At 32.5% G+C, this 26,511-nt stretch carries 21 protein-coding genes and 1 pseudogene; 4 read left to right on the forward strand and 18 right to left on the reverse strand.

The genetic code is table 11. From position 1 onward, the window contains the following. Positions 1-277, forward strand: a pseudogene (locus CAP47_RS12495) (IS4 family transposase); the annotation flags it as partial. Positions 278-1,164: 887 nt separating this feature from the next. Here the strand turns inward: CAP47_RS12495 and CAP47_RS05265 are convergent. The 13 genes from CAP47_RS05265 to CAP47_RS05330 form a co-directional block, all read right to left on the reverse strand. Next, positions 1,165-1,959, reverse strand: a complete 795-nt coding sequence (locus CAP47_RS05265; RefSeq protein ID WP_100775694.1) for a cation transporter — start codon at positions 1,957-1,959, stop codon at positions 1,165-1,167. 135 nt (positions 1,960-2,094) lie between these two features. Further along, positions 2,095-2,715 (reverse strand): DUF417 family protein, encoded by a 621-nt coding sequence (locus CAP47_RS05270; RefSeq protein WP_100775695.1) that lies wholly within the window; start codon positions 2,713-2,715, stop codon positions 2,095-2,097. Between the two features lie 75 nt (positions 2,716-2,790). After that, a complete protein-coding gene (locus CAP47_RS05275; protein WP_410523962.1) occupies positions 2,791-3,606 on the reverse strand; it encodes a helix-turn-helix domain-containing protein in 816 nt (271 codons plus the stop codon). 171 nt (positions 3,607-3,777) lie between these two features. Then, the gene (locus tag CAP47_RS05280; protein ID WP_100775757.1) at positions 3,778-4,572 is read right to left on the reverse strand and encodes a cation transporter; all 795 of its coding nucleotides are present in this window, start codon (positions 4,570-4,572) and stop codon (positions 3,778-3,780) included. Positions 4,573-4,845: 273 nt separating this feature from the next. After that, entirely contained in the window at positions 4,846-9,225 is a 4,380-nt protein-coding gene (locus CAP47_RS05290) for an AAA domain-containing protein (RefSeq protein WP_100775697.1), read from the reverse strand. A 727-nt stretch (positions 9,226-9,952) separates the two neighbouring features. Next, positions 9,953-11,695, reverse strand: a complete 1,743-nt coding sequence (locus CAP47_RS05295) for a tyrosine-type recombinase/integrase (protein ID WP_093241181.1) — start codon at positions 11,693-11,695, stop codon at positions 9,953-9,955. A gap of 183 nt (positions 11,696-11,878) precedes the next feature. Next, entirely contained in the window at positions 11,879-13,312 is a 1,434-nt protein-coding gene (locus CAP47_RS05300; RefSeq protein ID WP_100775698.1) for a transglycosylase SLT domain-containing protein, read from the reverse strand. Positions 13,313-13,483: 171 nt separating this feature from the next. Next, complete coding sequence (locus CAP47_RS05305) at positions 13,484-14,095, reverse strand: porin family protein (protein ID WP_100775699.1); 612 nt, start codon at positions 14,093-14,095, stop codon at positions 13,484-13,486. A gap of 101 nt (positions 14,096-14,196) precedes the next feature. Then, positions 14,197-15,063 (reverse strand): RNA polymerase sigma factor RpoD/SigA, encoded by an 867-nt coding sequence (locus tag CAP47_RS05310; protein ID WP_093241191.1) that lies wholly within the window; start codon positions 15,061-15,063, stop codon positions 14,197-14,199. Positions 15,064-15,310: 247 nt separating this feature from the next. Then, positions 15,311-15,745: a peptidylprolyl isomerase gene (locus tag CAP47_RS05315; protein ID WP_093241194.1), complete on the reverse strand. Its 435-nt coding sequence runs from the start codon at positions 15,743-15,745 to the stop codon at positions 15,311-15,313. Positions 15,746-15,900: 155 nt separating this feature from the next. Then, a complete protein-coding gene (locus tag CAP47_RS05320; protein ID WP_100775700.1) occupies positions 15,901-16,743 on the reverse strand; it encodes a flagellar motor protein MotB in 843 nt (280 codons plus the stop codon). Between the two features lie 5 nt (positions 16,744-16,748). Next, entirely contained in the window at positions 16,749-17,396 is a 648-nt protein-coding gene (upp, locus tag CAP47_RS05325) for a uracil phosphoribosyltransferase (protein WP_100775701.1), read from the reverse strand. 45 nt (positions 17,397-17,441) lie between these two features. Beyond that, complete coding sequence (locus CAP47_RS05330) at positions 17,442-17,870, reverse strand: ArsC family transcriptional regulator (RefSeq protein ID WP_100775702.1); 429 nt, start codon at positions 17,868-17,870, stop codon at positions 17,442-17,444. Positions 17,871-17,958: 88 nt separating this feature from the next. On the opposite strand from CAP47_RS05330, the gene CAP47_RS05335 reads away from it, so the two are divergent. After that, positions 17,959-19,194, forward strand: a complete 1,236-nt coding sequence (locus CAP47_RS05335) for an NAD(P)/FAD-dependent oxidoreductase (protein ID WP_100775703.1) — start codon at positions 17,959-17,961, stop codon at positions 19,192-19,194. 210 nt (positions 19,195-19,404) lie between these two features. Continuing rightward, positions 19,405-19,572 carry a Lacal_2735 family protein gene (locus CAP47_RS12305; RefSeq protein ID WP_153043491.1) on the forward strand — a complete coding sequence of 56 codons (168 nt, stop codon included), beginning with the start codon at positions 19,405-19,407 and terminating at the stop codon, positions 19,570-19,572. Between the two features lies 1 nt (position 19,573). On the opposite strand, the gene CAP47_RS05340 is transcribed toward CAP47_RS12305, so the two are convergent. The 5 genes from CAP47_RS05340 to CAP47_RS05360 all read right to left on the reverse strand — a co-directional run bounded on the left by CAP47_RS05340 (position 19,574) and on the right by CAP47_RS05360 (position 24,342). Then, positions 19,574-20,419, reverse strand: a complete 846-nt coding sequence (locus CAP47_RS05340; protein ID WP_100775704.1) for a phospholipase A — start codon at positions 20,417-20,419, stop codon at positions 19,574-19,576. A 95-nt stretch (positions 20,420-20,514) separates the two neighbouring features. Then, positions 20,515-21,558, reverse strand: a complete 1,044-nt coding sequence (locus CAP47_RS05345; protein ID WP_100775705.1) for an NAD(P)-dependent alcohol dehydrogenase — start codon at positions 21,556-21,558, stop codon at positions 20,515-20,517. Positions 21,559-21,759: 201 nt separating this feature from the next. Then, complete coding sequence (locus tag CAP47_RS05350; RefSeq protein WP_093241217.1) at positions 21,760-21,939, reverse strand: hypothetical protein; 180 nt, start codon at positions 21,937-21,939, stop codon at positions 21,760-21,762. A gap of 102 nt (positions 21,940-22,041) precedes the next feature. Next, a complete protein-coding gene (locus tag CAP47_RS05355) occupies positions 22,042-23,838 on the reverse strand; it encodes an SLC13 family permease (protein ID WP_100775706.1) in 1,797 nt (598 codons plus the stop codon). Between the two features lie 66 nt (positions 23,839-23,904). Beyond that, a complete protein-coding gene (locus tag CAP47_RS05360; protein ID WP_093241223.1) occupies positions 23,905-24,342 on the reverse strand; it encodes an RrF2 family transcriptional regulator in 438 nt (145 codons plus the stop codon). Between the two features lie 91 nt (positions 24,343-24,433). Between CAP47_RS05360 and recQ the strand changes: the two genes are divergently transcribed. Beyond that, positions 24,434-26,509, forward strand: a complete 2,076-nt coding sequence (gene recQ, locus CAP47_RS05365) for a DNA helicase RecQ (protein ID WP_100775707.1) — start codon at positions 24,434-24,436, stop codon at positions 26,507-26,509. Positions 26,510-26,511: the final 2 nt, after the last annotated feature.

A 26,511-nucleotide genomic window follows, 5' to 3' on the forward strand; every position in this document is an offset into this window, starting at 1 on the left:
CAGGGCTCTTAAAACCAGCGGGTTCAATCTTGAAGATACTCACGTTACACACCCTGAAAGACTGGAAAAGTTAATCATGCTCGTGATGATAGCATTTGTGTGGTGTTATAAAATTGGAGACTTTATTGATACTCAAATAAAACCAATAAGAATCAAAAAACACGGAAGAAGAGCTATATCAGTCTTCAGATATGGATTAGACTATATCTCAAAATGCTTGTTATCAGGAACTAATAAATATGACCTTAATCTAATTCAATTTTTGTCGTGTACTTAAACATATTTTATATAGTGCTGATCATCTTCGTGACAGCTAAAGAGAAATAAAGTAATAGATAAGTAAAAAAATATCTTAAAGTTTTTTTTCATGAGATTTGGTATTTAAAAGTTGATTATTGGTGTTTAAATTACTTATGGAATTAGATGAATCTTGATTTATACTAAATTAACCACAACGGTCTAGCATATACTTAGTGCGACCTTAATTAGCTTTTATTTTGTTTTCAATTTACAGACTTTTATAAAAATACTCAAACTTATTTTTTCATCACCGAACCCAAGCATTAAGTATATGCATTGTTGCACGCAGTTTTTTTCTTTTCGATTTAGCTATTAGTTTTATTCTTATTCAAACCTTAAAAATCCTCAAAAAAATTTCGAATTTTTTTCGCCAGAGTGAGATTCGATCAGGTTCTGTTTCTTAAGCCAGAAGTTTGTCTAAATTCAAATTCTGTTTGGCTGCTCATAGGTCATTTCTAAGTAGCGAATTTTATTTCTTATATTTTGGCAAGCTCGCCTTAAATCTAAAGTGGAAATCCATTGGCTAGCTCTGAATTCATTTCTCCGCAGTGAATTTTATTTCCTATATTTTGGCAAGCTCGTTATTATTCGAAAGTTCAAAAACCGATGATAAGCTTTAAATTCATATTTTTTGAGTTCTGATTTTTCGTTTTAAATTAAGAATTATATTTTCAAAATAGAGTAGAGGATTTTTATTGAAAAACTTGGCTTAAATTGCGTGCAACGTTTAGTATATGCAAAGTAGGCGATTGCGGGCTTCAAACTTATCAAATCGCTACAATTTTGAAGCGGGCTATAAGCCTTGAATTTACTACTATTTCGCCTATTTTGTATATACATTGTTGTAAGTAGTGCTTTTTCCATTCACTTACTTAATTTCAAAATCCGAAACGCCCCTTGAATTACCAAAATAAAAACGATTGTTCCAATAATCAAATCAGGTTTACTCGAACTCAACCAATTTACCAAAAGTCCAGCGATTATAACTCCTAAATTGATAATCACGTCATTCGAGGTGAAAATCATACTTGCTTTCATATGTGCCTCTTCTTTGCTTTTTGACTTTTGCAAAATGTAAAGACAAATTCCATTTGCGATAAGTGCAAAAATCGAAACGATAATCATTGTCGAAAAATCGGGTAGTTTCTCGTCTCCGAAAAACCTTCTTAAAACTTCCACAAATCCGATAATTGCAAGTGTAATTTGAAAATATCCAGCAAGTTTGGCAATCCGCTTTTTCTTAATCAACGTTCCGCCAACCGCAAACAAGCTAATTCCGTATACGAAACTGTCCGCAAGCATATCTAAACTGTCGGCAACAAGTCCCATTGATTTTGAGATTATTCCCGTTGTCATTTCGATTATGAAAAAGGCGAAATTTATGGCAAGTACAGACCAAAGTAACTTTTTTTGGTTTGCATTTTCTTTAAATTCCGTTTGGTCGGTTAGTTCGGTTGAGATTTTTTTCCCGCCTAAATTTAGTTCAATAACGGACTTTTCGATTTGTTCGGTTTCTCCGCTGTGAAAGACTGTCAATTTTCGGTTCGGAATATCAAAGTCCAAATTCACAATACTTGAAATTCCGTCCAATTTCATTCGGATTAGGTTTTCCTCTGAAGGACAATCCATTTTTGTAATTTCAAATATTGTTTTTTTCATTCGGTTTCTGGGTTTTTCGGCATTACTTACAACGGTTTTGTGTATGATTAGTGGCGTGTTTAAGCACCTAATTTAGCAAATAAAAACCGAATAGAAAATCCGCGAGGATTTTCGTAAGTAGGCGAGAACTAGCCATTAATTATACACGGTGTTGCCAGTAGTTTTTATCTTCTTTGCACAGTCAGATGCAATTATTAATCCAGCTGCCATCATAATAATGTCTTTTAAAACCAATCTTCCAGCTCCAGATAGAAATGGAAATCCATATTTTGGTGTTGGCATATCGCCTCCTAAATTCGGAACATATACTTCTGGAGTACTTATGAGAAAGGTTAAGGTAACAATGGACATTCCAAATGTAAACAGGCCACCCCAAAGACCTATTTTTGGAAACCAAATTCCCAAAAGTGTTAAAAGTCCTATAATGACAATAACAGTTCCTAATCCATAAGAGAAGGTATATGTATTGTTTGATTTATGCCATTCTATATTTTCCGCTACCATTTTACCTTCTGGGTTTTTGTGTAGCATATATTCTTTAACGGTTTTCCCCTTTTCATTGATGGCTGTTTTGTTAGTGTTTTCATAAAAGAAGCTCATTAAGGGGCTATTTGTTACGAAAGGAACTATTCCATCTGCTTCGTATTGATATGCTTTTAGACCACCAATCCAAACCATCACTATGAAAATGGAAAAACGAATAAAATTGATAAAGTTAGTTTGACTGTTTATTAGTAAATTAAGTAAGTTATTCATAATTATATTTATTTGAGAGCAAAACTAAATATTAAGAATAAGTTAAAGAATGGATTAAAGAGGATGAATAATGGATTATTTTGCCACTATCGATATCCCTACTTTCTCACGGAAATGAGTGGGAGATAATCCAACTTCTTTTTTAAAATATCGACTAAAATAAAATTCGTCATCAAAATTTAACTCTATAGCGACTTCTTTTACGGTTTTAAAAGTTAAGTGTAATAATTTTTTAGCTTCTAAAATTACACGCTCTTGGATGAGTTGCGTTGGTGTTTTTCCAAATTGAGATTTTATTTTCTTGCTAAATGAAGAAAGGGACATTGATAATTTGTTGGCATAGAATGAAGAACTTCGCTCTTTATGAAAATGTAATTCTAACAAATCTTGAAATATAAATAATTCATTTTCATTAGCTTGCTGTATGAGTTTATTTCCAAGTTGTTCATCTTTTTCACTGCTACAAATAGCTAATATGAGCTGTAGATAAGATTTTATTACAGATTCTGAAAACCGTTTATTAGTCCCAACTTCTTTTTCCATTTTATCGATTAGTTGGGATATTTCTTGAAATTTAATTTTATTGAGTGAAATGTAAGGTTGTAAATAGATATTATTAAATAACAATCCATTACAAGCAACTTCTTTTTTATGATACTCAATACAATAAAAATCTCCGTGAAATTGTAGTAATTTAACTTTTGAAGAAGTAGAACCGAGCCATTTTAAATTTTGATAAGGAGAAAGGAATAAAATAGATTTCTCTTTCGTTTTATATTTTACAAAATTTACAGAAAAATCCGATTCATCATCCAATAAAATAATGGAATACAAGGGAACATTATAATTTTTAATAAAATATTTTGCTTCTATAGATTGTATTGAAAACAAATTTCGATTTTTTTAATTACTGGCAACGGTTTTGTGTATGTTTAGTGGCGTGTTTAAGCACCTAATTTAGCAAATAAAAACCGAATAGAAAATCCGCGAGGATTTTCGTAAGTAAGCTCGAACTAGCCATTAATTATACACGTTGTTGTAAGTAGTGCTTTATTTATTCATTTACTTACTTAATTTTAAAATCCGAAACGCTCCTTGAATTACCAGAACAAAAACGACTGTTCCGATAATCAAATCAGGTTTGCTCGAACTCAACCAATTTACCAAAATTCCAGCAATTATTACTCCTAAATTGATAATCACGTCATTTGATGTAAAAATCATACTCGCTTTCATATGAGCCTCTTCTTTGCTTTTTGACTTTTGCAAAATGTAAAGACAAATTCCGTTTGCAATAAGTGCAAAAATCGAAACGGTAATCATTGTCGAAAAATCGGGAAGTTTCTCGTCTCCGAAGAATCTTCTTAGAACTTCCACAAATCCGATAATCGCAAGTGTTATTTGAAAATATCCAGCAAGTTTTGCAATCCGCTTTTTCTTTATCAACGTTCCGCCAACCGCAAACAAGCTAATTCCGTACACGAAACTATCTGCAAGCATATCCAAACTGTCTGCAACAAGTCCCATTGATTTTGAGATTATTCCCGTTGTCATTTCGATAATGAAAAAGGCAAAATTGATTGCAAGTACAGACCAAAGTAGCTTTTTTTGGTTTGCATTTTCTTTAAATTCCGTTTGGTCAGTCTGTTCGGTCGAGATTTTTTTTCCGCCTAAATTTAGTTCAATAACGGACTTTTCGATTTGGTCAGATTCTCCGCTGTGAAAAACAGTCAGTTTTCGGTTTGGAATATCAAAATCCAAATTCGCAATACTTGAAATTCCGTCCAATTTCATTCGGATTAGATTTTCCTCTGAAGGACAGTCCATTTTGGTAATTTCGAATATTGTTTTTTTCATTCGGTTTCTGGGTTTTTCGGCATTACTTACAACGGTCAAGTATAAGAGCAGTAGCGGATTTCGAAGCGATTACCTGTCCGCCACCACTAAAGTTTATTAAATGCACAGACCTTGATTTTACCACTTCACCCGCTATTGCTCTTATACAATGTTGGGCAATCGTGCTTTTTCTTTTCTGTCCGTGCGTTGGCTCAGACACACTCTTTGACAAGCTTTGGATGGTGCGGTGGCTTTGAGCGGCTTGGCAATGTGTGAGGCTGTTGAGCGTTGGCATTAGTTCTTTACTTCAATTATTTCTACAAAATTGTCAAGATTACCAACCTTTACAATGTCACCAACGGAATGTCCAAGAATTGATACGGCTAATGGTGATTTCATACTGATTTTTTGAATTCCATTAGATAATTCATTCTTGTTAGCTGTCTCAACGATATGTACTTTAATGTCCTTGCCGTTGTTCATATATTTTACCTTGACTTTACTTCCTAAGTTGATTTCATCTTTAAAAAGCTTGGCTTGTTTTTCTTCTTTCTTTTCAATGGTCTTTATTGTCGCAACTTCATTGTCGGTGTCGATAATTGTTGTTTGAGCAACATAATTTTCAACCATTTGAAACTCGTCTGTGAATGCAAATGATGTTTTAGAATGGTCAGCTAAATTATAGTCGTTTCTTGACTCTACATTTCTGATAAATTCAATTAAACGCTTGGTTTCTTTTTGAGGATTTCTCCACCAATTTGTACTCCAAATCCTATGAAATACAAAACCGTGGCTTTCAAGAATTTTTTGTCTGTGTCGGTCGTGTAAATATGCTTCTCTACTTGAATGATACTTTGCACCATCACATTCAATCGCTATCTTAGGCACTCCTGCAATTTTCGGATCGTAAACAATATCAATTCGGAACTCAGAAACTTTCATTTGCGGAATTAGCTTTGATTCGTCCACTTCATCAACTAAACGCTGATAAACTTCTTCTTCAAAAGGTGATTCTAACTCTCCAAAATTGCCAACATTGAAAGAGGTGCTTTTTGTAGAATTTTCGCTAAGTGCAGTTAATATGGCTATTCTTGAATCATTATTTCCTTCACTTACGGCTTTGCTATATGCAAGATATGCATAGAAAACTGCTCTCTTATTGTTCGAACCTTCAGTTATTAAAAAGTCTTTGTAATTCATAAATGCCGTTTCTGGCACAGATGAACAGACGTAAACTTTATACTTAGCTCTTGTGATAATTACGTTTAAAAGTTTGTAGCCTTTGGAATGATTAATCGGACCAAAACGCTGTGCAAATTTTCCGTCTTTTCCCGGACCATAAGTGGTTGAGAGAATAATAACATCTCGTTCATCTCCTTGAATATTTTCTAAGTTCTTAATGAACATTCCGTTTTCTTCTAATTCTTGGATTTTGGCATTGAACTCTTCAAATTTTGAGAGTTTTTGCCTTTCTAAGATTTTACTTTTTATATGATTCCGTTGAGCAATATTAAAAGTAGCAATACCGACTGTTGGATATTCTCCGTTTGGAAGTCGATTTATATTGTTCTCAATAATTGACAAGACCATTTCAGCTTCTGCATCATTGATGTGGTCTGAAAAAGTACCATTTACTTGGATATACTTAATTGGTGTATAATCAAATGTATTTGGTAATGGTTTAAGTCTTTGATTGTAAAAGGCGTAGTTTGAAAAATCTATAAGGTAGGGGTGTCTTGACCTGTAATGAAAATCAAGGTGACGTTTCTCAAAATTAAGTTCTGAACCAAAGTCTAAAAGGGATTCACAAGACAATAGGATATTATCTCTATCTACAACAATTTCATCTTCTTCATCAATGTCGTCTTCGTCTTCAATTGTACCATCAAAGACTTTACTAAAATAATTTGATGGAGGCATTTGGTGTTCGTCTCCTGCAATTATTATTTGCTTTCCCTTCAAAATTGCAGGTAAGTTATCTTCCAAGCGTAGCTGACTTGCTTCATCAAACATTACAATGTCAAAATAACCATTCATCCCTTTAAATAAGTTACTTGCAACATCAGGCGAAGTAAGAATTATTGGGAAAAAGGTTGTAAACAAATCAGCATCATATTGAACTATTTGGCGTAATGAAAGACGCTTAAATCTGTTACTACTCCGCTTGTTATATAAATTCTCAACCGATAGGTTTGAGTTTCGTTGTTCAAAATCTCTTGTTGTATCAATTTGCTTTGAGAACCAAAATTCACGGATATATTTCAATTGCTCTTTCTCTAAACCACCTAAAGTACCGTTTAGCTCTATGAGTTCAGAGTCATTTGTTGGTAAATCAACGTTTGCGGAATTTACGAGCATTGAATTTAAATAATGGATTAGAAAAGACTTTCGCCAATCCTTTATACCTTTCAATTCATTGACAAGAAGTTTGGCTTCATTAGAAAGACCATCGTAGAATTGAAACCATTTAAATTCTGTGGTGAAAATGTCATTTTCATTGTTGAAGTAGTCTTTTTTCTCCTGTATTATTTTTTCAACTACCTTAATGAAGCCTTTGAAATCATTGGCTTGTATTTTATGAACCGTCCAATTATCAGCTTTGATTTTCTCTCGTAAAACCGAGCAATTTTCTTTTAAAGATTTTAGATTTTCCGTTTGATATTCAGGAGTTGAAAATTTTATAACATCAATTGAATTATATTCATTTTCAATTTTGGATTGAAAATCAGAACTAATCTGCTCAATCAGATTGTTGGATTCATCAATCCTTTTCAAATTACTTTTAATGGATTGGGAAATTTGGAAATCTTTAAGGTCTTCACAGTTTGAATAATGATTTGAAAGACTTGTAAAAAGGTTTTTGATATGCTTTTGGTCTTGGACGACCTTCTTTTTTGGCTTAGAGAAAATTGTTATCGCCTTATACAGCAAACCATTAGTTTTTTCTTCATTAAGAAAATCAGGATTTGATTTATGCTCCGTATAAATTGCAATTATTGAATCTTGTATCTGTTTCCCACTTAGGATTTGCTCTGAAAGTTCAGCTTTTCTTAGTTTGAAATACTCGCTTCTATATTTGGATTCTAGTTCACTTATTTTTCGAAGAGCCTTTTCATATTCTTCAAATGAATCGTTAATTCCTTGCTCAATAACAAATGGATTGTCTCCAACTAATTTTTTTGAGTTGAGAAATGAAGTTGAATCGTAAGATTGGTAACTTGAGTAGAGACTTTGACCCTTCTGAACTAATTCAATAAGCTCGTTTAATTCTTGAGAATTATACTTGAATTGCGATTTATCAATGTTTAAAGTATGGTCTTCGCTAATTCCATTGAGTTCAGACAAAAGAGTACCTACAATGTCAGTCCAAGACTTGTCTCCTAATAACTTTTCATCTAGCTTTTTATGCTTCCCATTAATGGACTCAATAAGACTTTTGGCTTTATTAATTAGGTTGTCAAGTGATTCCTTGGAATATGTGTAGCGGTATCTTCGATAAGATGAGTTGTCAACTCTGTCTCTAACCGAATCAACAACCGTTTTACGGTCTTTTACAATGTCTCTAATTAAAACGCAGTGATAATTTAGGTTTTTCTCGATTAGTGCATTATGTAAGACTTCCAAAGCCGTTCTCTTTTCGCAAACTACAATGGTCTTTCTATGATTCTCTAATGCGTTGATAAGGATTGCAGATAATGTTTGACTTTTGCCTGTTCCTGGAGGACCTTGAATAAGAATATTTCTTGTTGCTTCTAAAGAATGTAAAATACCTTGTTGTGAAGGGTCTGTTTCTACTGATGAAATTGGCTGAAAAGTATGATTTTCTAGGTCGCCAAGGTCAATATTTAGACCTTCCAAATCCATCAAATTACCATAGTCATTTATGATGTTTTGTTTTTGGACTTCAAAAATTGAAAACAATCCACCAAAGTCAATAAGTGCATTGGTGGAATTAATAGGAAGTTTTTCGAAATGATTTTTATCGCCAATTGAAACAATGTTATCAAGTTTCTTGATAAATGCTTCTTTAATGTCAGACGGAACGGAAGTGTTTATTTCCTTAATAAGCTTCACACATATTTCAAGTAATTCATCCTTTGTGATTAGCCCATCATCTAACATTTCACTTGGAATCTGCTCAATCTCAATGTTTGAATCTGATTGTAAATGATTGATTAAAACTTCATTCAAATATATCGGGTCGTCTTCATTTCTATTAATTTCCCAAGTGTTGAATTCTTTGGTTCTTTTTATTCGCAACGACCAAATAAGAATAGGAGCAACCGTGAGTTTGTTGTCTGATTGGTCTCGTCTAACAAGAATTGGAAAACCGAATCCGAAGGTGTTGATTCCTTTTTCTGATTCAATCGCTTCCGTCTGATTGATTAAATTTTCAAAGGATTTTGTAATCCTAACTAATTGGGTTTGGTCTTCTTCAAAAAGTGTATTTAAGTCTGGAACATTGTCCTTCCAACTAATTCTGAATTTTAATGGCTGTTCAGAGAGTAATGATTTTATGAAACTGTCAGGAAGATTCTTATCAATGTGTGATAGTCTGTTTAAGTCAAACTTATATCTTGAATTTGCAGGTATTGCATTTAGATGAACGCCCCTGCGATTACCTATCTTCAGTCTCCTTTGAAGTTCATTTAATAATTTTTCTGTCAATTCCATTTTTCTTCCTTAGTGCGTTTGCAAAAATTCAGGCTCTTTTGGTTTTCAGCGTTGGCTTTGTGTGTCGGCAAAACCAAATGTGCCTGAATGTGCGGTCGGCTTTCTGCATGTTGCCCAACGGTGTCGCATATACTTAGTGCGACCTTAATTAGCTTTTATTTCGTTTTCAAGTTACAGACTTTTATAAAAATACTCAAACTTATTTTTTCATCACCGAACCCGAGCATTAAGTATATGCATTGTTACCACTAGGCTTTTTTCCTTCGGATCAACTCTTCCTTAACATTAAAATTCAACTTAAAATCCTCTAAAAAATGTAATTTTTTTCGGCGCGCTTGGTTTTTCATCGTTTTTTGATATTCTGAAAATTTGATTTTATTCATTAGTTCATTCGGCTAGCACAAGTCATATTTTCACAGCGATTTTCAATTCCCTATATTTTGGCAAGCTTGTCTTAAATCTTAATATCAAATTCTTTTGGCTAGCTTTGAATTCATTTCTCCGTAACGATTTTCAAATTCCAATATTTTGGCTAGCTCTTCTTGATTCGTAATGTCAATTTTCTTTGGCAAGCTTAAATTTCAGTTTTATCCAGAGTGTAATTTCCCGTTTTCAATATGTTTTTTATAACATTTAATTTTAAAAATAGAGTAGAGGATTTTAAGAAATTCGATTTTTTAGCTTAGTGGTAACTAGTATATATCCTCAAAGATATATAACTTTTTGCTCAATTTATCTCTTTATTTTTGTTTTTTAAGCGATCTAATGGACTTTGAATTTTTGAATGACTGCCTTTGCTCACATGTGTGTAAATTGTTGTGGTCTTAATACTGTTATGTCCCAAAAATTTCTGTATGAATCGAATATCTGTCCCGCTTTCTAATAAATGCGTTGCGAAACTGTGTCTTAATGCATGTATACCAACCTTTTTATCGATATTGGCCTTTTTAACAGCTTTCCGCATCACTGATCCAGCACTAGCAGTTGAATAAGGCTCTCCCTTTACACGGCCTTCAAATACATAGTCTTTTGTATCATATAAAGATCTGTATATTTTTATATATTCAACAATAGAATAAGGGAGCATCACTAATCTATCCTTTTTGCCCTTACCAGATTTAATCATGATCTGATGTTTTTCTTCGTCAATATCTCTCCATCGTAATTGACATACTTCACTTACTCTCAATCCTGCGCCATAAGCCATTAACAATAAAAGCTTATGTTTTGGCTGATTAACCGCCTCAAATATTCTCTCACATTCACTTTCTGATAATACTGTTGGTAATTTTTTCTCCTTCTTAGGGCGAGGCATTTTCATAAATGACATATCCTCATCCCATTCTTTGACATTTTTGAAATAAAATTTTAACGCATTGACCACTAAATGTCCACTCGAAGATGATAATCCCATTTCAGTGTAATAGGCTAAATACTTCACAACATCTTTTTTTGTAAACTCCTCTGGATCTTTGTAATTGTAGTATTTCAGAAAATTAATAAATGCGTTTGAATAATTCTTTAAAGTTGAACTGCTGTAATTCATTGCCATCAGCATATCAACCATATCTTCAACACAAGGCTTGGCGTGCTCAGGAACTAAATCAAGAATATATTGACGTGTTGAACTGATTTTTTTTGATTTCGAATTAATAAAATTCGATTTTTTTAAATATTTTTTTGGTAAATGAGATTCAATGTCAACTCCTAAAGCATCTGTATGTAATTGCAGAGCTTCATTCATTTCTGGCGTTGCTGGCAACAAATAGGCGTCCTTAGTTTTACTGTAAACACTATAAGATAATCGTTTTAAACAATCAATAAGTCTGTAATTATTTGAAAATTTAATCAGCATATACCGTGTATCTTCTTTATAAACAAAGATTTCTATGCGTAACTTTTCTTCATGATTATCTTTAATTAAATAATCATCTCCAAACAAGGGGACTCCAAATATCTTTTCTACATTTTTTTTGGCTTCAGGATGACGATAGACCATATAAACTTTGTGATGAGAGTTCCAATAAACGCCTTTAACTTTTTTGAGTTTTTTGACATACTTAGAAACATATTGACATTGTAATACCCAATATTTACCAACATTATCAAGTACTTTTAATTTGAGACGAGGGTCAATCTGATATTCAGATTTATGTGCAGAATGCAAAGGTTTAGTTTTCTCTGACTGCAGTTCAGCCTTTTGGCTTATGGGCAAAGTGTGTCGCTTTTCAGCGCTTGCCTTGTCTGTATTAATAGTCTTGTCAATACTGATATCATAGGTGTCAAAATCTTGTTTAAATTGATGATAAGCTTTCTTAGAATATGATATATACCAGCAGCTTTTGGACTTACTAAAGCGTGCATTTAAGGATTTAAGCTTTTTTTTCATTGATGTATCGTATGCATCATAAGGAAAAAAAATTCCGATACGATGATCACCACGATGCCATATTTTCTTTAAAGAAATCAAAAAACTAAAATTTTATCACGACTTCGTCATCCTGAGTTACATTTTAAGACATAACATAGGATAACATTTATAGACTAACGAATATAATAAAAAATATAATAATTAGCAGTAAATCAAAGGTGTGAAATGTTATTTTTTCAAAAAAAGATTGTTTAATAAAGAAAACAAGGAAAGAATATTGAATTATTTGTCAATAAATTTTTGATAATGCTCATATCTTTCAAAAATTTCATTAACGTAATTATAAGGCTCTAAGCCTCTAACATAGCCATATTTCACAACTTTATTGATGTAATATTTTGGACTGCTCAATTTAAGAACTGCTTCCTCAACATTTTCATCCCAAATAAGTGGATCGTCTCCTAATGATTCAGCTAGCTTCTGCGCATCTCTAATATGATAAAGCCCCGCATTATATGAAGCTAAAGCAAACTTAATGCGCTGAACGGAATCCTGAATTTTATCATGCGCTGCCATCATTTGTGTTAAATAAGCTGAGCCACCTCTCACACTTTGATCAGGATCATTCGGATTGGTAATTTTTAATTCTTCTGCAGTCTTAGGCATAATTTGCATTAAGCCTTGCGCACCAACCCATGATTTTTCATGCGGATCAAACCTTGACTCTTGATAAATAACTGAAGCTAATAAACGCCAATCCCAATTTAGAGTGTCATTTGCATATTTTTTAATCAAATCATCATATTGACTAATTTTTCCTTCATTTAAGCTATAAAAATCACTTTTTACACGGCGTTTAAACAAACGTTTATTCTTAAAATATTTATTATAAATCACATGATAATCTGTCGTTTTCTTAGCATTCATAATCCATTCATTAACAACTTTAAGTAATTCAGGATTGTTTTGACGTGTTGCCCAAGCTATGCGTTGAGAGAAACTGACTTTTGTACTGATATCTAAAATAGGATAGTAAGAAGCATTGATAAATGCGATATTTTGATCAGCTACTGTATACTTAATTTCACCTTCAGCGATTTTTTTGATAATTTTATCGGCTGACCAGCTCCCTGGAATTGGATCTATATAAATTTCTTCACCAATCTCACTCGATAAATTTTTGATACGATCTGCATAAGATGATTCCTTTTTAACAGAAATCGTATCGCCACTTAACTCAATGGGGTCGGTAATGAGTTCATTTTTAATTTCATGCAATTTCATCTGACGCCAGTACTCAGGTTTTCGTTGTATTAAAACTTGATAAGAGTTGTAAAGTGCATTTGTAAATGAAATTTTTTTCTTACGACCTTCAGTTATTGTAAAGCCATAAGCCAATAAATCTGCATCACCGCGATTAAGCATTTCAATAAGTTTATCTTCGTCTTCAGCGATAATAATTTCAAGTTCAAGATCTAAGCTTTCAGCTAAGCGCTCAAGCATTTCGTATTCAAAACCCATTGGGCGTCCTTTATAAAGAAAGTAGGTTGTACTGCTGTAAGTTGTGATTGCTCTTAAAACACCGTCTTTTTTAATTTCTTCAAAACTTCTGTCAACTGAAGGAGTCTCAATTTCAGTGTTTTCAGAAGATGACGTATTTGAGCTTTGACAAGCATTAAACAAAATTATCAATAAACCTAGAAGTAAAATCCTCATAAATTAAATTTTCCTCAATATACTAAAATTTATAAAGCTCATTTAACTCATTAAAATCCTTTATGGAATAATTGATATTATGTGAACTAAGATTCTGTCACTCAATTTTTAGCATAAAAAAAAGGAAGACTTTTAAAGTCTTCCTTTTCGATATTTAATAAAATGGTTTATTTAAAACATAAATCCAACACCAGCTTGAATAACTGAATTATGAGAATCTGTATCTTTAATTAAATCAGAGAAACCATAGTTGTAACGTGCATCTACGAAAAATCCGTTATCGAATTTGTAACCTGCACCAACAGTACCGCTAAAATCAAAATCTTGAGCTTCAGGCAGCATTGTGTCATCAACGTTGACATCACCAGACTCATAATCAATTTCTTCATTAACCTTAAATCCAATTTGCGGACCAGCGTAAACATTTAATCCTTCAATTAAATAAACTTTAGCTAACAAAGGCACTTGAATGTAGTCTAGTTGATATTCAACCTTATTAGTGTCAAAGTTAACTCCAGCTACATTAATGTCTTCAACTTCAAAACCTTGTCCTGAGTAAAACACTTCTGCTTGTAATGAAAAGCGTTCAGAATAAGGAACTTCGGCAACAATACCAGCGTTAAAACTTGTTCTTGAGTCAGGGCTATCAAAATCGTCTCCTGTGACAGAGGCAAAGTTGACACCACCTTTAGCACCTAATTGTACGACTTTTGAATCCGATTGAGCATTTGATGTTAGAATTGCTCCAACTGTAATTGCTACTGTTAACATTAATTTTTTCATAGTTAAATTTTTATTTGTTCATGACAAATGTAACTGTCCATTACTTAAATCGTTCACAAGTAAAGTTTAAAACTATATTAAAAGTCCAGTAGAATCAGGGCTTAACCTAAATATTTCTTTAAAATTTTGTTTTTAGACTGATGTTTCAATCTGCGGATCCCTTTCTCACGAATCTGTCTTACACGTTCTCTGCTTAAATCAAACGTGTCACCGATTTCTTGAAGCGTCATCGCAGGCTGATTGCCAATACCATAGTTTAAACGAATGACATCAGCTTCTCTTTGAGATAAAGTATCTAAAGCGCGATTGATTTCTACGCTTAAAGAATCTCTCATAAGTTGATCATCTGGTGTAGGTGATTCAGCTGAACTTAAAACATCGTATAAGTTAGAATCATTTTCACCTTCCTTAAATGGCGCATCCATCGATAAATGACGACCTGAGTTTTTGAGTGCAATTTTTACTTGCGCTTCACTCATATCGAGTTCCTTTGCAATTTCCGTTGGAGAAGGAGGGCGCTCATTAATTTGTTCAAGATGTGAAAAGGTTTTATTAATCTTGTTAATAACACCAATTTTATTTAATGGCAACCTCACAACACGAGATTGCTCTGCTAAAGCTTGAAGAATTGACTGTCTGATCCACCAAACAGCATAAGAAATAAATTTAAAACCTCTCGTTTCATCAAAACGTTTTGCAGCTTTGACTAAACCTACATTTCCCTCGTTGATTAAATCTGGAAGTTTTAAACCTTGATTTTGGTATTGTTTTGCTACTGAAACCACAAAACGTAAATTTGCGTTTGTTAACTTTTCAAGAGCAACTTGGTCACCTTCACGAATACGTTGCGCTAATTCAACCTCTTCATCGGCTGTAATTAAATCAACTTTACTAATATCTTGTAAATACTTATCTAAAGATTTAGATTCTCTATTTGTAACCTGCTTTGTAATTTTAAGTTGTCTCATATACTAAAAAAGAATATTAATACCGTTAATACTGAATCCCGCCAATATAATGATTTTAATCGAGTATTCCAAATATTATTTGATTTTCAGACAGTTACAAGGTGTAATTTGGCTGAAAATTAGCTTTTGAGACACAAAAACAACATCTTAGATGACTTTAAATTTATTTTATCGTTAACTTTCTAATGTTTAAAACACAAAAAAGCCGCTCGAAAAGCGGCTTTTGAATCTATGTGATGTTGTGAAATTATGATTTAATTTCTACAACTTCAAGGTCGAAAGTTAAATCGTGACCAGCAAGTGGGTGATTAGCATCAACTACAATGTGATCATCTTTAACTTCAGCAACTCTTAATTGTCTTTCAGTTCCATCAGGATTTTGAGAAACTAATCCCATTCCAACTTTTGGTTCAACTTCTTTTGGTAAGTGCTCTTTGTCAACTTTTTGAAACAACTCATCACGAACGTCACCGTAAGCATCGTCTTTAGCGATTTCGATTGTTTTCTTTTCGTTAACTTTCATATCAATAACACCTTTTTCAAATCCAGGAATTAACATTCCTTCACCAAGTGTAAACTCTAATGGTTCTCTTTCTAAAGAACTGTCAAATACTTGACCATTAGAAGCAATTTTACCTGTGTAATGGACTTTGATTGTGTCTTTGTCTTTTACTTGACTCATAAAATATATTTTTCAAATTAAATATTGGCGCAAAACTATGGTTTATAATGTGTTTTTCCACATTAATGATGATTTATCTTTAAATAAGACTGATATTTTTACATTTTCAAAAGAAATAAGACTACTTTTCTTAAAAAAATTGTGATATTTTAATTTTATCGCCCTAAAATCTCCATAAAAGTTTTTAAATCAGGTGCTAATTTAATCTCTGTTCGTCTGTTTTGCTGACGCCCTTCAGCAGAAGAATTATCTGAAATAGGAGCATAGTGACTTCGTCCTGAAGCAATAATTCGATTACCCTCAACATTAAATTTGTCTTCAAAAATTCTCACAACAGAGGCGGAACGCTTTAAGCTTAATTCCCAATTGTCCTTTATATATGTATTTGTTGTCACAGGTTGATTGTCTGTATGTCCTTCAACTCGAATCATCATAGAAGATTCAGATTGTAAAATCTTAGATATATGTTCTAAAAGCTGATATGCTTTAGGATTGACAAAAGCGCTTCCTGATTTAAATAAGATAGATTCTCCAATAGAAATTTCAACCATAGGTTGGTGAACTTTCACTTTTAAATCATCAGCGTATTCAGCATTTTCACCTAATTTATTTCTTAATGAAGCTTTGATGTTTTCTTCAAATGCAATGTTCAATGAATCTTGAAAATTTTTAGCTTCAGCCAATCTTGAATCATCAACTTGACTCAAAATACGATTGACTTTATTCCTTGTACTTTGGCTTTCTAATGAACCATCTTCAGATAAGCGTAAAGTATTTTCATTCTCATCTTGCAATTTTTCAATTTGTGCTTGATACATCATCAAATCATCTTCCATTGATGTTTGTTTGTCTTCACAAATTTCGTTCTCTTCTTGCAATTTTGCTATTTCAGCATCACGCATTTCTAACTTATTTTCAGCTTGTGTCAACTTCTTTTTGGAAACACAACTGACAGAGAGCAAAGCAAACCCTGACAAAACAATAACTTTTCTCAACATAAATTTTAAATTTTTGGGCCGTAAGCCAAATCGCCAGCATCACCAAGACCTGGAACGATATATTTTTTTTCGTTTAAACCTTCATCCATTGTTGCAACCCATAGTGTGACATCATCGTCAAGGTGCTGTCCAAGATATTCAACACCTTCTGGCGCAGCAACAACAGCAAGAATATGTAACTTTTCTGGTTTGCAAATCTTATGTAATTCTTTGATACTTTCTAACATTGAAATACCCGTTGCAAGCATAGGGTCGACAAGTAAAAGCGTTTTCCCGTCAATAATAGGTAATGATTTGTAAGCGAGTTCTACTTTTACACCTTTATCAGTGTTTACACGATTTGCAGATATAAAACCGCTATCTGACATGTCAAAATAATTCATCACGCCTTGGTGTAAGCTTAAACCAGCTCTGAGTATTGAGCAAATGACAACTTTGTCTTGCAGTTCATGTGTTTTCTTAAAGCCTAAACTCGTTTCTGTCTGAGATTCCTCATAATGCAAACATTTACTGACTTCATAAGCCATAATTTCACCGATTCTTTCAATATTACGGCGAAAGCGCATGCGATCACTTTGTATATTTTTATCTCGAATTTCATTTAAAAAACCTGTCATTAATGAAGGTTCATTATCAAATGTTTTAAGGATCATTTATTTTAAATTTTGTACAAAAATAAGTAATTCTTTATGAAATTTTTATGGAATCGTAATGTCATTTGTATCTGGCTCTTGAAGCTTCATAATATCATTGACATTTGTGATAAAAACAGCTTTTTTTCCGCGTACAGCAATACCGTGTTTAAGTATTTCTTGATTATGAGTCAATAATTTCATGGCTTCATTGTCATAAATCTCAGGTTTTTTATGATCAAACTTTTCTTTAATAATGTCATGATCAAAATTGATTAAATCTTGTGGTGAATCTAAATTTAAAAGATCAGCTAAATCTCCCCATTGTGTTTCAGTTAATTTAACTTCAGATAAATTGATCACTTTCTTAATCGCTTTAGAAGCTTCAGCAACAGCAATACTCTGTTTTGCCATCCTGTTATCAGGGTGCACATATAATTTAATTAAATCCTCGTTTTGTGATAAAACTCCCATATCTTTGTTTTTGGTTGACATACTATTTAATTTTTCGTTTAAACTATTAATTATTTTAGTGCTAAACTATTTTATTAATATAATTTTATATTTCTTAATCTAAATTATAATGAATACAAAAGAAATTGCCATCATTGGAGCTGGAATGAGCGGATTAGTTGCTGCTCAAAACTTAGAAGAAAAAGGCTACAATTATACAGTTTATGAAAGCACAGATCGCGTAGGAGGTAGGTTAAAAACTGATTATAGAGATGGTTTGCAATTTGATCATGGTTTTCAGATTTTGATGACAGCTTATCCTGCAGTTCAAAAATATTTGGATTTAGATTTATTGAATCTTGAAAAGTTTATTTCTGGAGCCAAAATTTTTAAAAATCAAAAAATTGAAACTATTGGCGATCCTAGACAAGATATTTCCTTGGCATTACCAACATTAACAGCTGACATTGGCAGCTTTTCTGATAAACTCAAAGTATTGAAACTTTCTCAAGAAGTCAAAAAGAAATCTTTAGATGACATTTTTTTAGCTGAAGAGAAAACAACATATAAGTATCTCACTGAATATAGTTTTTCTAAAGAAATAATCGATCGCTTTTTTAAGCCATTTTTTAGCGGTATTTTCTTGGAAGAAGATTTAGAAACATCTTCAAGACATTTTGAATTCGTCTATAAGATGTTTAGTTCAGGTAATGTTGCTATTCCCAAAAAAGGAATTCAAGCGATTCCGAATCAAATTTATGCAAAACTCAAAAGAGAAAATATTGAGTTTAATAAGAAAGTTGATTCTATTAAAAATCAGACAATTTATTTTGAAAATGGAGATGAGAAGTCTTTTGATTACATCATTATTGCAGCCGATGCATCACGGTTTATTTCTAATTTAAGAAAACAGACTGTGCAATGGCATGAAGTTGAGAACTTTTATTTTAAAGTTGAAGAAAAGATTTATAAGAAAAATTTTATAGGTTTGATGCCAACAGAAACCTTTGTAAATAATTTTAGTTATTGTAACTTATCATTAAATGAGAATGTTTTGTCTGTTAGCGTTGTTCGTCAACATAATTTAAGTCAATCAGAATTGATTGAGAAAATTAAAGATGAATTAGAGAAGCATGCCGGAATTATCATCAACGAATGCGTGAAACATTACAGGATTTCTCAAGCTTTGCCAAAAATGGTTTCTGTCAACTACATGATGCCAAAAACAGAAACGCAACTGACAGATTACATCTTTTTAGCTGGTGATCATTTGTCAAATGCTTCTTTGAATGCCGCTATGTTAAATGGAGAATCTGCAGCTCAAGCGATTATTCAAAAAATAGAGAATGGTATCATCAATACCTAAAAGAAAGAAGATGGGATATTGATTTTAAGTTTAAACAATTTTAGAAACCTCTATTTTACATAATATAAATTATAGGACAATTATAATTATTTTGAAATATAAACTATAAAATCAACTTTAAACAAAATAGATAAATCTCATAATTTTTATAACAAATGAATTCATCAATGAACTCTATTTCTATTTTAGTGTTGAAAAAAATCTATCATTATGTTTGGACTATTTAAAAAGAAATCGGAGAAAGAAAAATTACAAGCGGAATATAAAAAATTGCTTGAAGATGCGCACCGACTTTCAACAACCAATAGAAAATTGAGTGATCAAAAAACTTATGAAGCTGATCAAGTTTTAAAAAAGATCGATCAAATATCTGAATGATTTAATTCAATAAACCTAAATCTTTAGAACGAATCACATAGCCTAAACGAATGGAATGAATTTCATCCGTGTAATTGATTAAACTTTCAGAGTAACCATTGAACAACTCTAACATAAATCCTTGATTATTATCTTTAAACGGTGTGTAATAAATTCTTGTTCTGATGGCGCCTTTCCATTCCCAATTTAACCCTTTTCTAACCATCACCTCTGCCTCTAGTTTTTCTGGAATTAAAATGCGAGAATAGGTTAACTCCGCTAATCCTATATATTCTAACAAATCAGGGTTTCCTTCTTTATATTGAAACGGAAGCCAAACTTTTGCTTTTAATTTTGATTTCTCAGATAAACTTGTGCGATAACTCAAATGTAAATTGTTCCAACTTCTCGAATAAATACTATCTCGACCGTTAGATTCGTGTTCAAACATCAATGATAAAACGCCAGTTAATCTATCATTTTTATTGTAAATAGGTTTCCCTAAACCAATTGAAGGATTAAAGTTAATTTCTTTAAATGGGCTTGATTCGTCATAAATGTTCCAGAAAGATTTTTGACTGTAAGTGACAAATAAATAGGTGTCCCATGGCAAAGTATTTCTGGTGATTAATTGTTTAAAACTAATATTATACTTAACATCTGTAGATTGTCGGTCAACCTTTTCATTCAAAGGGATTCCTGTGATAAAGTAATTGTCTTTATATATTGAAAATCGAGACATTTTTTGAATACTATCATTAACTTGTTCTCGTGTGAGTTTTTCATTTAGCTCATTTTCTTGAGCTAATAAACTCTGGAAGTTGAATATAAGAATGAAGAATAAAACAAATGATAGAGATTTTTTCATGTTTTAGATTTTCAATATTAAGTTATAAAAAATCTGTCTAAACTTGAATTTAGACAGATTTAATTTTTAAAAATGTTTTATACAGAATAGATGTTTTAATTTAGACTCTCCATATCAATAACAAATCTATACTTTACATCTGAACTTGTTACACGATCATAAGCTGTATTAATATTCTGAATATCAATCATCTCAACATCACAAGTGATATTGTGTTCTCCACAGAAATCTAACATTTCTTGAGTTTCTTTGATACCACCGATTAAAGAACCTGAAACACGTTTTCTCCCAGTAATAACGCTTCCACCATGCATTGGCTCTAAAGGTTCAATAGCACCGACTAAACAAATTGTTTTGTCTCTTTTCAATAAGCTCAAATACGGATTTAAATCATGTTTTACAGGAATTGTATTCAGTAGAAAATCAAAACTATTTCTGTGCTTTTTCATTTCATCTTTATCGATTGAAATCAAAACTTCATGAGCTCCTAAACTCTTTGCATCTTTAGATTTACTTTCGGATCTCGTAATCATCACGACATGCGCACCAAGTGCATTAGCAAATTTGATTCCCATGTGGCCTAAACCACCTAAGCCAATGACGCCAACTTTGTCCCCTTTTTTGATATTCCAGTGTTTTAGAGGTGACCATGTTGTAATACCCGCACATAATAAAGGTGCAGTTGCTTTTGCATCTATGTTTCCAGGAATGTTTAAAACAAAATGTTCATCAACAACAATATCTTGAGAATATCCACCATAAGTGTGTCCGTCGCTATGTTTGTCTTTTCCATTGTAAGTGCCAACCATTCCTTCTTCACAAAATTGCTCTAAATCATCTTGACAAGATGGGCAAGTTCCGCATGAATCAACCATACAACCAACACCAACACGTTGGCCAGGTTTAAAGTTTTTGACGTCACTCCCAACTTCAACAACGCGACCGATAATTTCATGACCAGGAATCACAGGATATTTTGATCCACCCCAATCATTTCTGACAGTATGTATATCAGAGTGACAAACACCACAGTATTCAATTTTAATGTGAACGTCTTTTGCTGTGAGCTGACGACGCTCAATATTTAAAGGTTTTAAATTTTCTTCTGGCGTTTCAACGCCGTAAGCTTTAACTTTCATAAATTATTTTTTGGATTAGCAAATTAAGGTTTTTGCAAAAAGTATAAATGTTCAAATCTTCATTTGTCATATCTTTAACGCTTTGAAAAGGGTTTCAGCATAAAGTTTATACACTTCAAAAACTTGATTTCAAGACTTTTTATGATGACTACTACTCTTTCAGATATTCTATATTTATCAGTAATAATTGATATGAAAATATTATAAAGAATAAAGTACAATACCGCCAATAATCGCAAAAACAAGAGCGGCGTAAATTACTTTTTTCCATCTCAAAGGAATGGTTTCACTTTTATAAACGCCGTAAAGTCCAAGTGGAGGGACGAGAATCAATAAATAGCCAAGGATATATCTGTTATACCATTTCTGCTTGGTTTTCATAATAAATGATTTATACTAAGATACGAAATTCATATCAATAGAAGTTCAATTAATGTCATTTAAAATTTTGATTATTAAAACCATAACAATTAAAGAACCATCTTAAATCATTCCGTAGTAATAAGGAATCAAAAAACTAGCAACCAACCAAAAGATGAGATTTAAACCGAAACCAACCTTGAAGAAGTCTGTGAATTTGTATTGACCGGCACTGTAAACCATGGTATTAGTTTGGTATCCTATCGGTGTCATAAATGTTCCCGAAGCGGCAAGCATCACAGCGATAAGAAAAGGCATCAACTCGTAATTTGCTGAATGTGCTGTTGCAATAGCGATCGGAGCCATCAGTGCAGCAGAAGCATTATTCGACATCATTTCCGTCAGTAATGAAGTGGCTAAATATAAACCAGAAATCAAGGCAATTGGTCCATAAGCGCCTAAAGACGAAATGAGATTATCAGCGATTAAAAGATCTAAACCTGTTTTTTGCATCGCTGTTCCTAGACTGATCGCACCAGCCAATAGAAATACAATCTTCCAGTTAACAGATTGATAAATTTGTTTGATATCCAAGACTTTAGTTAATGCTAATATCACAACAACAGAAATAGCACCAACCATAATATCAATAATGTTCAGAGCTGCTAAAATCACCATCGCTAAAATCAATCCGCCAACAATTCCAAATTTCTTTCGGTTAAAATCAGTCACATGATTTTCTGATAAAAGCACAAAAGGAGCATCTTCTTTGGCTTCAATCTTCTTTAATTCTTTGATAAAATGTGTTTTAACTTCTGCCAAGATAATATCACCAGATTTTAAAGTGACATCATAAAGTTGATCATGCTTCAGCTCTTCTCTATGTTTTAAAGCCAAAGGAACAGCTCTAAAAGACCTTCTAAAATCAATATCTCTCAAGGTTTTATTATGAATCATTGATGAAGATGTGATCACCATTTCAACTAAAACAGAATTCGTTCCTTTTAAATTATTATCGGCTAGTTTTAAGGGTGAAATTTTAATTGATTTCGTTTTATCTTTTAAAGATTTTATTTTTTCAACATTACAGCGAACTTTCAGTAAATCTCCTTTCTGTAAAACAAAATCTCCTTGTGGCAAATTAAATCGAGAGCCATTTCTTTTGACTTCAATAATGTCCATATCATAATCTTTCACCAATTCAGAATCCATAATTTTCTGATTAACAGAAGTTGATTCTTCCAGAATTTCAAGATCGGTTAAATAGTTTTTAAGCTTAAATTTATCTTCAAGATTTTCATCGCTTTTTCTATTTGGTAGAATTCTAATGCCGATAAATCGCATATATAAAATCCCAACAACCAATAAACATAGAGCGATTGGCGTCATTTCAAACATATTAATCTCAAGGCCGGTTTCATTTTTAGAAATCCCGCTCACCAATATATTTGTTGATGTTCCAATCAATGTGCACATCCCACCAAAAATTGACGCGAATGAAAGTGGAATCAACATTTTTGATGGACTTTGACCTGTATTATGAGCAATTTGAATCACGACAGGAATAAAAACTGCCACAACTGGCGTATTATTGATAAAGGCTGAAATGGTTGCGATCAGTAGCATCATCATCAATAAACCTGTATCAAATTTGTATTTGAAAATTTTAGATAAGCGATGAGCCAAATATTGAAGTGCTCCTGTTTTGAGTAAAGCTGCACTTAAAATAAACATAAAAGCAACTGTAATTGTTGCTTTATTACTAAAACCTAAAACACCTTCTTCTGGCGTTAAAACACCAGTTATCATAAGTGAAACAACAATTAATAAAGCAATTAAATCAACTGAAATGATTTCAGTTATAAATAAAATAACGGCAATTAGGATAATAATTAAAGTGATGATTGCTGCTGAAGTCATTGGCTATTTTCTGGCTTCAAATATAATTAGTCTATCGGATGTATAGAGTAATTAATTAAAAAAAGTTTAAATTATATTTTTAAGGTTGCCTTCTCGTTTTATAATCTGCTCTAAATCAGCCTTTTTCAAAAGTTCAACAGTTTTATTTCTCACTTCATAAAAGACATCACGAATACCGCAAGTTTCTTCATCTATACACTCCTCACAGCGTTCATAATAATTATAAGTCACACAAGGTAATAAGGCGATTGCACCATCAAATAATCGCATCACTTCGGCAAGGTTAATTTCTTTAGGTGCTTTTAACATATAGTAACCTCCACCCTTTCCCTTCTTACTAGCCAAGATGCCAGCTTTTTTGAGATCTAATAAAATGGCTTCTAAAAATTTCTGAGGAATATTTTGAGATTCAGAAATATCACTAATACGAATAGGATTATTATTATCTTGCTTAGCGAGGTAAACTAGTGCGTTAATGGCGTATTTCGTCTTTTTTGAAATCATAGCAGCACAAAGATATCATTTTTGTTTGCTTTGTTTCAGAATTCAAATTGTATTTTTGTCATTCTTTTATAATCCCAATTTTTAGTTTCAAATGCAGGCAACTTTAGAAAATTTAAAGCATTATTTTGGTTACGATTCTTTTCGTTTAACACAACAGGAGGCCATTCAAAATTTACTGAATAAAAAAGATGCCTTGGTGATTATGCCTACTGGTGGCGGAAAATCTTTATGTTTTCAATTACCAGCGCTACAATTTTCGGGTTTAACGCTTGTCATCTCTCCTCTGATTGCTTTGATGAAAGATCAAGTGGATGGTTTAAAAGCCAACGGAATTTCAGCTGAATTTTTTAATAGTTCTCAAAATTTTGAAACACAACAAGAAATTTTAGAAAAAATTAGCCGCAAAGAAATCAAGCTTCTCTACACAGCTCCTGAAAGTTTATCAGGACTTCAAGATGTCCTCAAGTCCAATTACATCAGTTGTGTTGCTGTTGATGAAGCGCATTGTATTTCATCTTGGGGACATGATTTTAGGCCTTCATATAAACAACTTGGTTTTCTCAAGAAATCAATGCCAGATGTTCCCATAATTGCTTTAACAGCAACGGCTGACAAGGCAACTCGTGTTGATATTTTGAACCAACTCTCTATTCCGAAAGCAAAGGTTTTTATCAGCTCGTTTAATCGAGAAAATATTTTCCTCAATGTGAAAATGGCGAATAAAAGATTGCAACAAATTGAAAAATTTCTTGACCGTCGCCCAGATGAAGCTGGTATCATTTATTGTTTGAGCCGTAAATCAACTGAAAAATTAGCTCAAGACTTGGAAGCTTTAGGTTATCAAGCTGAAGCTTATCATGCAGGTTTAAATCACGAAACTAGAAGCGATATACAAGAAAATTTCATTTACGATAAAACACAGATTGTTTGCGCCACAGTTGCTTTTGGAATGGGAATCGATAAATCGAATGTACGTTGGGTGATTCATTATAATATGCCTAAAAATATAGAAAGCTATTACCAAGAAATTGGTCGTGCAGGTCGCGATGGTTTAGCTTCTCAAGCGTTGATGTTTCACTCTTACGCTGATGTGATTCAGTATAGAAATTTTATTGATAACTCTGGAAATCAAGAGGTTCAGTATGCGAAACTTGATAGAATGAAGCAATTCGCTGAAGCAAAATCTTGTCGTCGAAAAATTCTATTGGCTTATTTCGGTGAGTATTTAGAAGAAGATTGTGGTCATTGTGATATTTGCTTAAATCCTCCACAATTTATGGATGGTAAAATCAATGCACAAAAAACCATTTCTGCTGTTGCGAGAGTGCAACAAAATGAACCTATTGGTGTAATTATCGATATTTTGAGAGGTGCCAAGAATCAAAAGATTTTAGACAGAAATTATGACCAATTAAAAACTTATGGTGCTGGGAAAGATGTTGCTTGGCGTGATTGGCAACATTATGTTTTAGAAATGATAAATCAAGGGGTTCTTGATATTGCTTTTCATGATGGAAATAAACTTAAGCTAAATAGTTTATCTAAAAAAGTTTTGTTTGAAGACTATCAAGTCTCACTAACTAAACCGATTGATCCTAAAGTTGAAAAACGAGAAATGATTACAAAATCAAGGAAAAAGAAAACTTTGTTTGAAAGCTTGCGACAGTTGAGAATGCAAATTTCAAAAGAAGAAGACTTACCGCCTTACTTGATTTTTAATGATGCGAGCTTAAAAGAAATGGAAACTCAAAAACCAAAGGATTTATCAGAATTTATGACAATTTCAGGTGTTACTCAAAGAAAGGCTGAACGATTTGCTGAAGAGTTTCTTAACATCATTAATCAACACACCAAAACGAGAAAAAAATCAAAAGGATCTACATACTTAAAAACTTTTAAGCTATATGAACAAGGTTTGAGTCTTGAAGAAATCTGCAAAAACAGAGGTTTAAAAGACACGACTATCATTTCACATTTAGCTAAATTATATGGTGATGGTAAGAAAGTCGATTTACTCAAATTTGTAACAAAGGAAGAAATCGATCAAGTTTCAAACGTCTTGAAAAATATTAAATATGAAGGTGCTTTAAAACCAATTCATGAAGCTTTAGATGGAGAAATACAATATGGTAAGATAAGATTAGCTCTCGCGTATCTAAAAGTTTAAAC

Source organism: Psychroflexus sp. S27 (genome assembly GCF_002810405.1).
Taxonomy (GTDB): domain Bacteria; phylum Bacteroidota; class Bacteroidia; order Flavobacteriales; family Flavobacteriaceae; genus Psychroflexus; species Psychroflexus halocasei_A.

What these genes read in the sequence shown, in the direction of transcription:
- CAP47_RS05265 (WP_100775694.1), bottom strand. Translation starts at nt 1,959, where the DNA reads ATGAAAAAAACAATATTTGAAATTACAAAAATGGATTGTCCTTCAGAG.
- CAP47_RS05270 (WP_100775695.1), bottom strand. Translation starts at nt 2,715, where the DNA reads ATGAATAACTTACTTAATTTACTAATAAACAGTCAAACTAACTTTATC.
- CAP47_RS05280 (WP_100775757.1), bottom strand. Translation starts at nt 4,572, where the DNA reads ATGAAAAAAACAATATTCGAAATTACCAAAATGGACTGTCCTTCAGAG.
- CAP47_RS05290 (WP_100775697.1), bottom strand. Translation starts at nt 9,225, where the DNA reads ATGGAATTGACAGAAAAATTATTAAATGAACTTCAAAGGAGACTGAAG.
- CAP47_RS05300 (WP_100775698.1), bottom strand. Translation starts at nt 13,312, where the DNA reads ATGAGGATTTTACTTCTAGGTTTATTGATAATTTTGTTTAATGCTTGT.
- CAP47_RS05305 (WP_100775699.1), bottom strand. Translation starts at nt 14,095, where the DNA reads ATGAAAAAATTAATGTTAACAGTAGCAATTACAGTTGGAGCAATTCTA.
- CAP47_RS05310 (WP_093241191.1), bottom strand. Translation starts at nt 15,063, where the DNA reads ATGAGACAACTTAAAATTACAAAGCAGGTTACAAATAGAGAATCTAAA.
- CAP47_RS05315 (WP_093241194.1), bottom strand. Translation starts at nt 15,745, where the DNA reads ATGAGTCAAGTAAAAGACAAAGACACAATCAAAGTCCATTACACAGGT.
- CAP47_RS05320 (WP_100775700.1), bottom strand. Translation starts at nt 16,743, where the DNA reads ATGTTGAGAAAAGTTATTGTTTTGTCAGGGTTTGCTTTGCTCTCTGTC.
- upp (WP_100775701.1), bottom strand. Translation starts at nt 17,396, where the DNA reads ATGATCCTTAAAACATTTGATAATGAACCTTCATTAATGACAGGTTTT.
- CAP47_RS05330 (WP_100775702.1), bottom strand. Translation starts at nt 17,870, where the DNA reads ATGTCAACCAAAAACAAAGATATGGGAGTTTTATCACAAAACGAGGAT.
- CAP47_RS05335 (WP_100775703.1), top strand. Translation starts at nt 17,959, where the DNA reads ATGAATACAAAAGAAATTGCCATCATTGGAGCTGGAATGAGCGGATTA.
- CAP47_RS12305 (WP_153043491.1), top strand. Translation starts at nt 19,405, where the DNA reads ATGTTTGGACTATTTAAAAAGAAATCGGAGAAAGAAAAATTACAAGCG.
- CAP47_RS05340 (WP_100775704.1), bottom strand. Translation starts at nt 20,419, where the DNA reads ATGAAAAAATCTCTATCATTTGTTTTATTCTTCATTCTTATATTCAAC.
- CAP47_RS05345 (WP_100775705.1), bottom strand. Translation starts at nt 21,558, where the DNA reads ATGAAAGTTAAAGCTTACGGCGTTGAAACGCCAGAAGAAAATTTAAAA.
- CAP47_RS05350 (WP_093241217.1), bottom strand. Translation starts at nt 21,939, where the DNA reads ATGAAAACCAAGCAGAAATGGTATAACAGATATATCCTTGGCTATTTA.
- CAP47_RS05355 (WP_100775706.1), bottom strand. Translation starts at nt 23,838, where the DNA reads ATGACTTCAGCAGCAATCATCACTTTAATTATTATCCTAATTGCCGTT.
- CAP47_RS05360 (WP_093241223.1), bottom strand. Translation starts at nt 24,342, where the DNA reads ATGATTTCAAAAAAGACGAAATACGCCATTAACGCACTAGTTTACCTC.
- recQ (WP_100775707.1), top strand. Translation starts at nt 24,434, where the DNA reads ATGCAGGCAACTTTAGAAAATTTAAAGCATTATTTTGGTTACGATTCT.